Below are 12,685 nucleotides of genomic sequence, written 5' to 3'. Positions count from 1 at the left end.
CAAATAATGCATATATGAACGGCACGGAGTTTGAGCAGATTACGGCCTTTATTGCTGCCGTCGAGCATGGCGGTTTCACGGCTGCTGGTCAGGCGTTGGAGAGAGATGGCTCCATCCTCTCGCGGCGCGTTACCGCTCTGGAAAAGCGCCTGGGCGTGCGTCTTATGGAACGCACCACGCGGCGATTAGCATTGACGGAGGCCGGTGAGGCCTTTTACCAACGCATGCGCAGCGCGTTACACACTTTGCAGGATATCGAACAGGACACGGCTGCGGCTGCGGTCGGTGTGCGTGGCACGCTGCGCATCGCTTTGCCCGCCTCCTTTGGTCGGATGTGGATTGCTCCTATTCTTCCGGCGTTCCTGGCCACCTATCCCGATCTTTTCGTGGAAACCGCGTTGGAAGACCGCTATGTCGACCTGGTCGCGGAGTCCTTTGATGTGGCTGTTCGTATCGGAACCTTGGCTGATAGCCGCTTGGTGGCTCGCAAGTTGGCACCCTCGCGGCGTATGCTCTGTGCATCACCCGCCTATTTGCATCAGTACGGAGTGCCTGCTCGGCCAGCTGATCTTGGTCAACACGCCTGTCTGGGGTTCTCTCGTCTGGCCTCGCATCCCCTTTGGACGCTGCGTGATGGCGATAAAATAACGACGGTGCGGATAGCCGGGCCGTTGGTTACGGATGACGCAAGTAGCCTTGTACAGGCTGCTGTCTCTGGTTTAGGCATCGCAATGGTATCCGACTGGTTAGCGGGACCGGAACTGTGCAGCGGTCGATTGGTGCCTGTGCTACCCGACTATCCCGTGGAAAACGACGAGACTATCTATTTGGTGCATCCCTCCGCGCGACTGGTTCCCGCTAAAACGCGGGCGTTCGGCAGTTGGATTGCACAGGCGCTGGCTACGCGGCCATGGCTGCATCAGTAAATTACTGGCTAACGGGCCTCCTCAGGCCTGCTCGATAGCGCTATGCAGGGTTGTCGTTTTTGGTTGGTCATTGCTATCCCCTTACTGCTCGCCGTGAGTATTTCGTATACGTTTTAGTTATGTTCCTCCCTATTCAGCCACCAGTTTTCCCGCTACAGTGAAAAAACAACCATGACGTCTGGAGGGCGAAATGCTTTATATCTTTGATTTGGGTAACGTTGTCATTGATATCGATTTCAACCGCGTGTTGGGCGTGTGGAGTAAGCTGAGCGGTGTGCCACTCGCTACGCTGAAAGAGCGCTTTACCATGGATGAAGCCTTTGAACTGCATGAGCGCGGTGAGATCAGCGATGAGGAATTTGGTGCCCGACTGAGCCAGGAAATGGGCATGCTGCTGAGCTATGAGCAGTTTACGGCGGGCTGGCAGGCCATTTTTGTTGCGCTGCGCCCTGAGGTTCTGGATGTGATGCAGCAACTGCGCCAGCAAGGGCATCGCGCCGTTATCTTGTCTAACACCAATCGCCTACACTGCGCGCATTGGCCCGCCCTGTTTCCAGAAGTGGCCGAGGCCGCCGATCATCTCTATTTGTCACAGGATATTGGGATGCGCAAACCGGAGAAGAGAATTTATCAGTATGTGCTGACGCAAGAGCAGGCAACCCCGGCGCAAACGGTCTTCTTCGATGATAACGAACAGAATATTGCCGCCGCACAGGCGTTGGGGATCCACAGTGTTTTGGTGACCGATCGCGATACGGTGCCGCAATTCTTTGCCGAACATCCCCTTTCCCCTGTACACAATACCGTCGCTAACGCGGGCAAGCTGTGATAAAAACGGTTGGCATTTTTGATAATAAATCGATTAAAAGAACAGCGGTCCAGGAGTAGTTGTCGTTTATGATTGCGTTAATTCAGCGTGTGACCCGCGCCAGTGTGACGGTGGACAATGCCATTGTTGGGGAAATTGCAGGTGGATTGCTGGTACTGTTAGGCGTCGAGCAAGGGGATGATGAACGTAAGGCCACGCGCCTGTGTGAGCGCGTGCTCGGCTATCGCATTTTCAGCGATGAGCAGGGCAAGATGAACCTTAACGTACAGCAAACCGGGGGCAGTGTGTTGGTGGTATCGCAATTCACGCTGGCGGCGGATACGCAAAAAGGCATGCGGCCCAGCTTTTCCCGCGGTGCGGAACCTGCCGAGGCGGACAGGCTGTATCAGTATTTTGCCGCCCAGTGCCGTGAGCGGGGCACCCACACGCAGACTGGCCGCTTCGCGGCAGATATGCAGGTTGACTTGGTTAACGATGGGCCAGTCACGTTCTGGCTTCAGGTGTGACGATACCGTGCGCGTCTGCGCGCCCGTTGTCACCGATGCGCAACACCGCCAATCGGAAGGAGGAGGCAATGTATCACCTTAGAGTGCCTGAAACCGCTGAAGAGATGGATGCCTACTACCAATTCCGCTGGGAGATGCTGCGTAAGCCATTACACCAGCCATTAGGGTCGGAACGGGATGCCTATGACGCGCTCGCGCACCATCAGACCGTGGTGGATGAGCAAGGGCGATTGGTCGCGATTGGCCGTCTCTCCATTAATGCCGATAACGAGGCCGCTATTCGTTTTATGGCGGTGCACCCTAACGTACGGTGCAAGGGGTTGGGCACGCTGGTGGCGATGTCATTGGAATCCGTCGCACGTCAGGAAGGTGTCAAGCGTGTGGTGTGCAGCGCGCGTGAGGATGCCGTCGAGTTCTTTACCAAGCTGGGTTTTTCCCTGCAAGGGGAGATTAGCGCACCGCAAACGACGCCCGTGCGCCATTATCTGATGACCAAACCCATTGCTTCACTGGACGATATCCTGCATCGCCCTGACTGGTGCGCACAGTTGCAGCAAGCCTGGTACGCCCATATTCCGCTCAGCGAAAAAATGGGCGTGCGAATCAACCAATATACCGGGAAAAAATTCAGCACCACCATGCCGGAAGCGGGTAATCAGAATCCGCACCATACGTTGTTTGCCGGTAGCCTGTTTTCATTGGCGACGCTGACCGGATGGGGGCTGATTTGGTTACTGCTGCGCGAACGGCATCTGGGAGGCACCATTATTCTGGCCGATGCGCATATTCGTTACAGCTCGCCGATTACCGGCCGCCCCAGCGCGGTGGCCGATCTTGGCTCGTTGAGCGGTAACCTCACGCGTCTGGCGCGCGGGCTTAAAGCGCGCGTGCAACTGAACGTGGAACTGTTTGGCGATGATAAATCCGGTGCGGTGTTCGAAGGGGTGTATATCGTGCTACCCGCGCAGCCTGCCGATCCCTTGGAAAAAGGCGGCTCGGAAGCGGGGTAGCGATACGGTCATTAGTGCGCGCTGCTCACTTCACCGTGCTGAATCTGCTGCTTTATGCTGGTGCCATCGCTGGTGGTCCCCTGTAACAGGCCGTTCAGCGTCGGTTTCAGCGGCGCGTTGGCGGCCAGATTACCCGTTAAACGCAGTTGCAGATTGCTGTCGGCGCTGGGCAGGGGCTCAGAGGCTTGCCAGCCCCAGTGTGTCAGGGTATCCATCGGCACCGAACGTCCGTTTAATGACAGCGTGAATGCGCGACCAGGTTGCTGCTCGACAGTGGCTTGCGCTTCGAGCAGACCACGTTGCGTAAACGCGCTCAGTTCGGTAATGGCTATTTGCGCATCGCCCGCGTTTAGTGCGAGAGAAGGACGGCGCACATCGAGTTTGTTGAAGGTGGCATCGCTGGCGTTAAGGTTCAATGTGCCCTGCCAGACGCCCCACTGGTGCTGACGCGCCAGCAACAGATTATTGCCGTAGCCATCCAGCGCGGTGAGTTGGAACGGGAAATCCGGGTTGATATCGATAAGCAGGTTGCGGTTAGCGCGGAACTTCTTCACCTCAACGTCGCTCAACCACGCTGGTAATGTCTTCTGCCAGCGCTCACGCCAGTCTGTGGGCAGGGTATACTCCATCCCTGCGACCACGACTTCATTCAAGGTCAGCCGCTGGTTATTGCGGGTCCACATGCCATCGGTGCGCATCAAACCGCCTTCCCAGCGGGTCGTGAACTGTTTGATGGCTACCCCTTGCGGCGAAACGGCGAGGTTAACAATAGGATCAATCAGGTGCATGCTTCCATTGACGATGTCGCTGGCATTAAACGACAGCGTGCCGTCGTCGCTTTCCCAGCTGTGCTGGCGGAAGGTGATATTTTGCAGCGTGACGTCGAGATCGCTAAACGCCCAGCCGGGCCCTTCAATGCGGGCATCTACCATATCAAAGCGGGAAACTGCCACCGAAGGCAACTCGGCCACCGGCTGCCAGAAATCCTCCAGCGATTTTGTGGTTTGTAAACGCACATTGCTTAGGCGCAGGCTATCCACCTGCCAACTGCCATCTTCCGCGCGGCGGGCATTACCGGTTAACTGACCGCCCGCAACGTCTGCACCAAAATTGGTTAACGTGAGCTGGTTGTTGTTGATTTCCCCCTGAATCAGCACCTGGCTGGCGGGAACATCATTGAGGCGCAGCGAGCGTGCGCTGAGTTGAAAATTACCCTGCGTGCCGAGCAGGTGTCCCTGCTCTGGCTGCCAGGGGGTGATACCACCGTTAATTTGCTGCCCGTTTAGCGACCAATCACCGTCTTGTGATTGCAGCGCCATGGTGCGCAATTGCAGCACATCGGCCATAAACGGAACGGCAATGCTACTGCCAGGCAGCAGATTCAAGGTACCGCCTTCCAGTTCCAGGCTGGCAAAGTGGCTCGGTTCTGTCAGTTGACGTGCGCTTAAGCCAAAGGACATTTTACGCGCCGCCAGGGTCAACGGTTGTCCTTTGGTGCCAAAGGTGACATCGCTAAACACGATATGGTCAGCCTCTGACCAATTATGCTCGATTTTTCCCAGCGTTAGCTGGTAGTCGGTATTGTCATTTACCCAAGACGTGACGCGGTTTGTGGCCCAGTGGGTTTGCAACACAACGTAAACGATGACCAGTGCCAACAGGGCTAGCAACAGCAAGGTGAGCAGTAGTTTCCCGAGAAATTTCATCGTATCAGTCCATGCCTTGTCATCGTGAGTACTTGTGTTATGCCGCAATTCTTTCTGCGTCTCAAGACTTAACCGTGGTTACAGACAATAAAAAACGGCCAGTGTTTCCACACTGGCCGTTTTATCATACCCAAGTTGGACGCTATTGCCTCTGCCTGGTTTTATTTTTCTTCGTGCGGGAAGACAAGATTCAGAACAATCGCGGTAATCCCCCCCGCGGCAATACCGGAGGAAAGCAGGGTTTTCAGCCAATCCGGTGCGAATTGCAGAATCAGCGGCTGCTGTGATACACCGAGGCCGACAGCCAGCGACAGTGCAATGATCATGATGGCGCGGCGGTTAAGCGGCTCGCGCGAGACAATGCGCACGCCAGAGGCCGCAATGGTGCCGAACATCACGATGGTCGCGCCGCCCAGTACCGGTTCAGGAATGTGCTGCACAAAGCCGCTGACGGCCGGGAACAGGCCCAGTACGATCAGCATCAGTGCGACCACAAAACCCACGTAGCGGCTGGCGACGCCGGTCAACTGAATCACGCCGTTGTTCTGACCAAAGCAGGAGTTAGGGAAGGTGTTGAAGATGGCGGACAGGCAGGAGTTCATGCCGTTAGCCAACACGCCGCCTTTCAGGCGCTTCATGTAAAGCGGACCGCTAACCGGCTGCTCGGAAACGTCGGAGGTGGCGGTGATATCACCGATGGTTTCCAGTGAGGTCACCATAAACACCAGCATCAGCGGAATCAATAAGTTCCAGTCGAAGCCGAGACCGTAGTAGAGCGGTGTCGGGATCATGATCGCGGAGGTGTGCGTGGCTGACGTATCTTGCGGCAGCATCCCCATCGCCCAGGCGGCAAAATACCCGACTGCCATGGCAATCACCAGAGAGGCGACGCGCAGATAGGGGTTGCGTTGGCGGTTCAGCAGGATGATGACCAGCAGTACGATAGCGGCCAGTGCCAGATTTTTAGGGGCGCCGAAGGTGTGATCGTTCATGGCAGCGAAACCGCCACCGATCGATGTTAATCCCACCTGAATCAGCGACAAGCCGATAATCATCACAACCACGCCGGAGACCAGCGGCGTAATGATGCGGCGCGCCAGATGCAGGAAGCGGGAGAGAATGATTTCAGTAAACGATGCCACCATCAGGGTGCCGAACAGTGCCGCCATCATGGTGGGCACATCGGCACCGCCATTTTTCAACGCCAGACCACCCATGATTAACGGGGTAACAAAGTTAAAGCTGGTGCCCTGAATAGACAGCAACCCCGATCCTACCGGACCCCAGGTTTTGATTTGCAGAATGGACGCCAGGCCGGAAGCGAACAGCGACATGCTGATAATGTGCTGGGTATCCTGCGCGGGCAAACCGAGTGCCTGGCAGATCAGCAGAGCGGGGGTAATCACCGCCACAAACATGGCAAGAAGATGCTGACTGGCGGCAAACAAGGTTTGCGCTAACGGCGGTCTGTCTTCCAGACGATAAATCAATTCACTGTTACGGGGCGCAGCAGCGGGCGTCTCCGTTTTGGGCAGTTCCGTGGTGGTGGTAGTCATAGTCAAGAGCGTCCTGAAACGGCAAAGAGGGCATTTTAATGATCTGTTTTGCAAAAGCAATCGTTTGCGGGGCGATTACAAAACAATCTTGTGTCATGTCTGATGACGGTGGGGATTTTTTAAATGCCTCGTTATCAAGGTGTGAAAAAGCGTCGATTTTTTTACCGTACTGACGGGCTATGTGATGCTTCGCATGCCTTTTGCACAGGAGCACTAGGCATTGGTATAGCGCACCCGCTCCGGTAACCAACGTTCAATCAGCGCTTTGGCATGTTCGGGATAGTGGGCATGAAGATGGCGTGCTACGCGCTGCACTTCGGGGATAAGCGCCTGGTCGCGCAGTAAATCCGCCACTTTAAATTCGGCGCTGCCGGTTTGTCGCGTACCCAGCAGTTCGCCGGGACCGCGAATCTCTAAATCCCGTTGTGCAATAACGAAACCGTCGTTGCTGTCGCGCATTACCTGTAAGCGCTGCTGTGCGGTTTTACTCAGCGGCGTTTTATAGAGCAACACGCAGTGAGAGGCGATGGCACCGCGTCCGACGCGACCGCGCAACTGGTGCAGTTGTGCCAAGCCTAGCCGCTCTGGGTTTTCGACGATCATCAGGCTGGCGTTGGGCACATCTACCCCCACTTCAATAACCGTGGTTGCCACCAGCAGTTGCAGTTCGCCCTGTTTGAACGCCTGCATTACCGCCTGTTTTTCTTGCGCTTTCATCCGACCGTGCACCAATCCAATGCGCAGGTCTGGCAGCGCGGCCTTCAGCCCTTCGCAGGTGGCCTCAGCGGCTTGTGCTTCCAGCAGGTCGGACTCTTCAATCAGCGTACAAACCCAGTAGGCTTGTCGCCCTTCTTCCCGGCAGGCGCGATCGACGCGGGTGATAATATCCTCACGGCGAGAATCGGGGATGGCGACCGTTGTTACCGGCGTTCTGCCCGGCGGCAGTTCATCGATGACCGACGTATCCAGATCGGCATAGGCGGTCATTGCCAGCGTGCGCGGGATGGGTGTTGCTGTCATGATCAACTGGTGAGGGTGAAAGCCCTGTTCCACCCCTTTTTCCCACAATGCTAACCGTTGATGCACACCGAAACGGTGTTGTTCATCGATAATCACCAGCGCTAGCCCACTAAATTGCACCTGCTGTTGAAAAATGGCATGCGTGCCCACGATCATGCTGACCTGACCATTGGCGATGGCCTCTTGTTGCGCAATACGTGCCTTGCCCTTTTGCTTGCCGGCCAACCAGCCGACCTCAATGCCAAGGGGTTCAAACCAATGACGAAAATTGATGGCGTGTTGTTCCGCGAGCAGCTCTGTGGGGGCCATTAATGCTACCTGTTTGCCGTTAGCGATGGCGCGTAATGCCGCCATGGCTGCCACCAGCGTTTTTCCTGAACCGACATCCCCTTGTACCAGGCGCATCATGGGGAACGGCTTCTCCAGGTCGGCTTCAATTTCATGAACTACGCGGGTTTGCGCCTGAGTCAGCGCAAACGGGAGGGCGGTCAACAACCGCGTTTTTAATTCATCCTGTGCGTGCAGAGAAAGGGCGCGATGGCGCTGTGCACCAGCGCGTACCGCCAGCATGCTCAAGTGATGGGCCAGCAGCTCTTCCATGATTAAACGCACTTGAGCCGGGTGTTTGCCGTGCTCAAGCTCACTCAGTTGCGTGCCCGCCGGGGGGCGATGCAGAGTATGTAACGCTTCAGGCAGCCCAATCATGCCGCGGCTTAGCTCTTGCGGCAGCAGCTCTTCTATCGGCTGTGCGTCCAGACGTTCCAGTGCCTGATCGGTCAATTTGCGCAGAGTGGCCTGACGAACGCCTTCCGTGGTGGGGTACACCGGTGTCAGGGAGGCCTGTAATTCCACCGGTTGCTGTGTGTCACCCTGCACGCGGTATTCTGGGTGGATAATCTCTGCCCCGTTCTTGCCACGTTTGATTTCACCGTAGGCGATAACATGCTGGCCCGGTGCCAGGCTGTTTTTCATTGCGGCATTGAAGTTGAAAAAGCGCATCGTCAGCACGCCACTGCCATCGCTGATCTGGCAGGTCAGCATGCGTTTGCGGCCAAAGACGATGTCGTTGCGCAGCACCTCACCCTCCACCGTGGCATAGATGCCGGGCAGCAGGTCGCCAATAGCGTAGAGGTGGGTGCGATCTTCATAACGCAGCGGCAGGTGCAGCAGCACGTCCTGCACGGTTTCCAACCCGAGGCGCGCGAGTTTAGCCGCCTGACTGGCACCGACCCCCGTGAGGGTGTTCAACGGTTGGTTATTCAGCAGGTGGCTTTTCATTGGCGCTCTCGCTATTTGGCGGCGGATTGCATGGCCGCCCACCACTCGGCGTCGGCAATGATCTGGCCCTGATTGTCTATCTGCGGGCGCGGGAGTTTTTTCCGTGTCGCTACGCGTGCCAGCACCGGATAACCCCCTTCGAACAGCAAGCGCTGTTGCTCATCGTCATCAAGCATGCCCACTTCTCGTTGGTACATACCCGCATTTTGACGTTGGCGCTGGGCTTCGTAAAGGATCAGAGCCGAAGCGACTGACACGTTCAGGGATTGCACCATACCGATCATCGGAATGATGATGTCCTGATCGGCCAGCGCGAGCGCTTCCTGCGTGATGCCGGTTTTTTCCTGACCGAGCAGAATGCAGGTCGGTCGCGTGTAATCGACCTCACGGAAATCGACCGCCTTGGCAGACAGGTTGGTCGCAAGAATCTGCATGCCTTGTGTTTTTAACTGCGACACGGCATCGGCAATGGTGCGGTGCGTTTTGACCTGTACCCAACTGTTGCTGCCTGCCGCTGATGACACCAATGTACGCATACGGCTGGTAGGCCAAACGGCATGGACTTCGTGCACGCCAACGGCATCGGCGGTTCGAATCACAGCGGAAATGTTGTGGGGTTTGTGCACCTGCTCCATACACACCGTCAAATCGGGTTGACGGCTGGTCAGCATCTCTTGGATGCGGGCGTAGCGTTCTGGTGTCATAAGATGTCTCTTGCGTTATCCCGGTGCCATGTGTGGGACCGGGATCGTCAGGGCTATCAGGGTACGGTGGCGATCAGTTGCGATTACGGGTCACTTTGATAACATCCGGCATCACGCGGATTTTACGCATGACGTTAGCCAGATGTACCCGATCGCGCGTGGTCAAACGGATAAACGCGCTATACACGCGGCCATCCCGCTCTTCCGTATTGATGCTCTGAATATTGGAGTTGGCGGCATTAATCGCTGCGGTCAGGTTGGCCAATGCCCCCTGATGGTTGAACATGTCGACTTTAATCTCAGCGATAAACTCTTGTTCGGTAACCTTATCCCACTCGACCGCCATGAATTTTTCTGGCTCTTTCTGGTAGCCGCGAATATTTCGACAAGATTCATGGTGGACCACCAAACCTTTACCGGGGCTGACGTGTGCCACGATAGGGTCACCGGGGATCGGGCGGCAGCATTTGGCGAACGTGATCAATACGCCGTCTGCGCCTTTGATTGGCAGCTTGCGCAAACCGGTGTGCTCTTGCTGTAACGGCTGCTCATCCAACAGGTTTTTCGCCACCACGATGCTCATGGCGTTACCGAGGCCAATCTCTGCCAGCAGATCGTCAAGCGAGGTGAGTTTCATGCGATCCAGCTCAAGCTGGATGCTGGTTTGCGGAATATCGCTGAGTTTTCGGCCATTACCCAACGCGTGGTTCAATAATCGACGTCCCAGGCTCACCGAATCATCACGCTTGAGGTTCTTCAGCATTTGGCGAATCTTGGCGCGAGCGCGCGAACTGACGACAAAGTTTAACCATGCCGCATTGGGGCGTGCGCCGGGGGCGGTAATGATCTCGACCGTCTGCCCACTGTTAAGCGATTGGGAGAGCGGATAAGGCTGTCTGTCCACGCGCGCGCCGACGCAGGCGTGGCCGATATCCGTATGTACCGCGTAGGCAAAATCGACCGGTGTCGCGCCAGCCGGTAACTCGATGATGCGCCCTTCCGGGGTGAACACGTACATTTCATCGGGGAACAGATCGGATTTGACGCTCTCGATAAACTCGAACGAGCTGCCCGCACTTTGTTGCAGTTCCAGCAGACTCTGCATCCAACGCTGAGCGCGAACCTGCGCCGTGGTGCTGCTTTCACCTTCTTTGTAAGCCCAATGCGCTGCTACACCCATTTCGGCCATCTGGTCCATGTCTTCGGTGCGGATCTGTACCTCGACCGGTACACCGTGCGGCCCAATCAACGAGGTATGCAGTGATTGGTAACCGTTCGCTTTCGGAATGGCGATGTAATCTTTGACGCGGCCGGGTCTCGGTTTGTACAAGCTGTGCGCCTGTCCGAGCACGCGATAGCAGGTATCCAGCTCTTTGACGATCACCCGAAACGCGTAGATATCCATGATGGAATGGAAACGCTGTTCTTTCAGGTGCATCTTGCAGTAGATGGAATAGAGGTGCTTTTCGCGTCCGCTGACGCGACAGGGAATGCCTGCTTCGGTCAACCGTCCTTCGATTTCGGAAAGGATTTTTTGGATCATTTCCTTGCGGTTGCCGCGTGCGGCTTTGACCACTTCTTTGATCACCCGATAACGGTTTGGATATAACGCCTCAAAACCCAGCTCTTCCAACTCGGTTTTCAGATGATGAATACCCAAACGGTGCGCCAGCGGGCTGTAAATTTCCAACGTTTCACGCGCAATGCGGCGACGTTTATCAGGACGCAGCGAGCCCAGCGTGCGCATGTTGTGCGTGCGGTCAGCCAGTTTGATGAGAATGACGCGGATGTCCTGCACCATCGCCATAATCATCTTGCGGAAGTTCTCGGCCTGCGCTTCTTTCTTATCGCGGAATTTCAGCTTGTCCAGCTTCGAGACGCCATCTACCAGTTCGGCGACGCTCTTGCCGAATTGTTGTTCAATATCTTGGTAGGTGGTGGGTGTATCTTCGATAGTGTCATGCAACAGCGCGGCCATCAGCGTCTCATAGTCAAGACGCATCTCCGCCAAAATACCGGCAACGGCGACGGGGTGGGTGATGTAAGGTTCACCGCTGGAGCGAGTCTGCCCCTCGTGAGCATCACGTGCAACAATATAAGCCTGCTGAAGGCGCTTGATCTGGTCTTCCGGCAGATAGCGCTGTATCAGCAGCTTGAGGCTTTCGAAGATATACAAGGGCGACCCGTAGCGAGATTAACGACGACCTTCAGCAATTGCGGTGACCGCCTGGATCTCTGCGGCTTCTTGCTCTTGCTGTTCCTGACGCTCACGCACATCCAGAATCTGGTTGTTGATCAGGCCTTCTTCGATTTCGCGCAGCGCGATCACGGTGTATTTGTCGTTCTCTTCAGGGACCAGCGGATCTTTTCCGCCTGCTTGCATCTGGCGGGCGCGGCGAGCAGCGACCAACACCAGGTCAAAACGGTTACCAATTTTCTCAACAGCGTCTTGAACAGTTACGCGTGCCATAATGTGCTACTCCACAGGAAATAAAATGACTGCGCATCATACTGAAAGTGATGTCAGTCTGCCAATAGTTTGGTGATTAATGCATCATGCCGCAATGCTTGGCGGCTCAGCAATAGGCGTTCAGCACGGATGATGGTTTTCAGATCGGACAGTGCCAGATTGAAATCATCGTTGACGATCAGATAATCGTATTCCGCGTAGTGTGTCATTTCAGCCACCGCTTGCGCCATACGTCGCGCAATCACCTCATCGCTGTCCTGGCCGCGTCCGCGCAGACGGCGCCCCAACTCTTCTTTGGACGGCGGCAGAATAAAGATACTGCGCGCCTGCGGCATCCGGTGGCGGATTTGCTCTGCGCCCTGCCAATCGATATCCAGAAAAATATCTACGCCGGTTGCCAGCACCTGCTCAATGGCGGCTTTGGACGTACCGTAGTAATTGCCAAACACTTCGGCGTACTCAAGGAAAGCATCTTCCTGAATCATACGCTTAAATTCATCCACAGAAACGAAGAAATAGTGTTCTGCGTGGTTTTCCCCCGGGCGTTTGGCGCGGGTGGTGTGGGAAATCGACACCTGGGTGTCATACAACGGCTGCGTTTTCAGTAACGCATTTATTAAACTGGATTTTCCCGCGCCGCTGGGGGCGGAAACAATGTATAACGTGCCTTGAGCCATAGT

The 12,685-nt window shown here is 55.8% G+C and carries 11 protein-coding genes; 4 read left to right on the top strand and 7 right to left on the bottom strand.

Annotated elements, in window-relative coordinates; translation table 11 throughout:
* Positions 1 to 14 precede the first annotated feature (14 nt).
* The 4 genes from J5224_RS14205 (at position 15) to fabY (ending at position 3,271) form a co-directional block, all read left to right on the top strand.
* The gene (locus J5224_RS14205) at positions 15 to 926 is read left to right on the top strand and encodes a LysR family transcriptional regulator (protein ID WP_264625990.1); all 912 of its coding nucleotides are present in this window, start codon (positions 15 to 17) and stop codon (positions 924 to 926) included.
* Positions 927 to 1,116: 190 nt separating this feature from the next.
* Complete coding sequence (gene yihX, locus J5224_RS14200; protein ID WP_264625989.1) at positions 1,117 to 1,755, top strand: glucose-1-phosphatase; 639 nt, start codon at positions 1,117 to 1,119, stop codon at positions 1,753 to 1,755.
* A 68-nt stretch (positions 1,756 to 1,823) separates the two neighbouring features.
* Positions 1,824 to 2,261, top strand: coding sequence for a D-aminoacyl-tRNA deacylase (gene dtd, locus J5224_RS14195; protein ID WP_264625988.1), 438 nt, complete (start codon positions 1,824 to 1,826; stop codon positions 2,259 to 2,261).
* Between the two features lie 68 nt (positions 2,262 to 2,329).
* Positions 2,330 to 3,271 carry a fatty acid biosynthesis protein FabY gene (fabY, locus tag J5224_RS14190; protein ID WP_264625987.1) on the top strand — a complete coding sequence of 314 codons (942 nt, stop codon included), beginning with the start codon at positions 2,330 to 2,332 and terminating at the stop codon, positions 3,269 to 3,271.
* Between the two features lie 11 nt (positions 3,272 to 3,282).
* Here the strand turns inward: fabY and J5224_RS14185 are convergent, their stop codons facing one another.
* From J5224_RS14185 to gmk, 7 genes are all read right to left on the bottom strand, one after another.
* A complete protein-coding gene (locus J5224_RS14185; protein WP_264625986.1) occupies positions 3,283 to 4,977 on the bottom strand; it encodes an AsmA family protein in 1,695 nt (564 codons plus the stop codon).
* Between the two features lie 161 nt (positions 4,978 to 5,138).
* On the bottom strand, positions 5,139 to 6,533 hold the full coding sequence (locus tag J5224_RS14180) for a nucleobase:cation symporter-2 family protein (RefSeq protein WP_264625985.1): 1,395 nt from the start codon (positions 6,531 to 6,533) through the stop codon (positions 5,139 to 5,141).
* A gap of 213 nt (positions 6,534 to 6,746) precedes the next feature.
* The gene (gene recG / locus J5224_RS14175; protein ID WP_264625984.1) at positions 6,747 to 8,831 is read right to left on the bottom strand and encodes an ATP-dependent DNA helicase RecG; all 2,085 of its coding nucleotides are present in this window, start codon (positions 8,829 to 8,831) and stop codon (positions 6,747 to 6,749) included.
* Positions 8,832 to 8,842: 11 nt separating this feature from the next.
* Positions 8,843 to 9,535: a tRNA (guanosine(18)-2'-O)-methyltransferase TrmH gene (gene trmH, locus J5224_RS14170; protein ID WP_264625983.1), complete on the bottom strand. Its 693-nt coding sequence runs from the start codon at positions 9,533 to 9,535 to the stop codon at positions 8,843 to 8,845.
* A gap of 73 nt (positions 9,536 to 9,608) precedes the next feature.
* The gene (gene spoT, locus J5224_RS14165) at positions 9,609 to 11,711 is read right to left on the bottom strand and encodes a bifunctional GTP diphosphokinase/guanosine-3',5'-bis pyrophosphate 3'-pyrophosphohydrolase (RefSeq protein WP_264625982.1); all 2,103 of its coding nucleotides are present in this window, start codon (positions 11,709 to 11,711) and stop codon (positions 9,609 to 9,611) included.
* A gap of 18 nt (positions 11,712 to 11,729) precedes the next feature.
* The gene (gene rpoZ, locus J5224_RS14160; RefSeq protein WP_195316190.1) at positions 11,730 to 12,005 is read right to left on the bottom strand and encodes a DNA-directed RNA polymerase subunit omega; all 276 of its coding nucleotides are present in this window, start codon (positions 12,003 to 12,005) and stop codon (positions 11,730 to 11,732) included.
* Between the two features lie 53 nt (positions 12,006 to 12,058).
* Positions 12,059 to 12,682: a guanylate kinase gene (gene gmk, locus J5224_RS14155; protein ID WP_264625981.1), complete on the bottom strand. Its 624-nt coding sequence runs from the start codon at positions 12,680 to 12,682 to the stop codon at positions 12,059 to 12,061.
* Positions 12,683 to 12,685: the final 3 nt, after the last annotated feature.

It is taken from the genome of Candidatus Symbiopectobacterium sp. NZEC135, from assembly GCF_025962695.1.
Note: the sequence above shows the minus strand (reverse complement) of the source record. Positions and strands in the feature narration are given on the sequence as shown.

Excerpts from the sequence above, each read along its gene's own strand:
- J5224_RS14205 (WP_264625990.1), top strand. The coding sequence starts at position 15 with ATGAACGGCACGGAGTTTGAGCAGATTACGGCCTTTATTGCTGCCGTC.
- yihX (WP_264625989.1), top strand. The coding sequence starts at position 1,117 with ATGCTTTATATCTTTGATTTGGGTAACGTTGTCATTGATATCGATTTC.
- dtd (WP_264625988.1), top strand. The coding sequence starts at position 1,824 with ATGATTGCGTTAATTCAGCGTGTGACCCGCGCCAGTGTGACGGTGGAC.
- fabY (WP_264625987.1), top strand. The coding sequence starts at position 2,330 with ATGTATCACCTTAGAGTGCCTGAAACCGCTGAAGAGATGGATGCCTAC.
- J5224_RS14185 (WP_264625986.1), bottom strand. The coding sequence starts at position 4,977 with ATGAAATTTCTCGGGAAACTACTGCTCACCTTGCTGTTGCTAGCCCTG.
- J5224_RS14180 (WP_264625985.1), bottom strand. The coding sequence starts at position 6,533 with ATGACTACCACCACCACGGAACTGCCCAAAACGGAGACGCCCGCTGCT.
- recG (WP_264625984.1), bottom strand. The coding sequence starts at position 8,831 with ATGAAAAGCCACCTGCTGAATAACCAACCGTTGAACACCCTCACGGGG.
- trmH (WP_264625983.1), bottom strand. The coding sequence starts at position 9,535 with ATGACACCAGAACGCTACGCCCGCATCCAAGAGATGCTGACCAGCCGT.
- rpoZ (WP_195316190.1), bottom strand. The coding sequence starts at position 12,005 with ATGGCACGCGTAACTGTTCAAGACGCTGTTGAGAAAATTGGTAACCGT.
- gmk (WP_264625981.1), bottom strand. The coding sequence starts at position 12,682 with ATGGCTCAAGGCACGTTATACATTGTTTCCGCCCCCAGCGGCGCGGGA.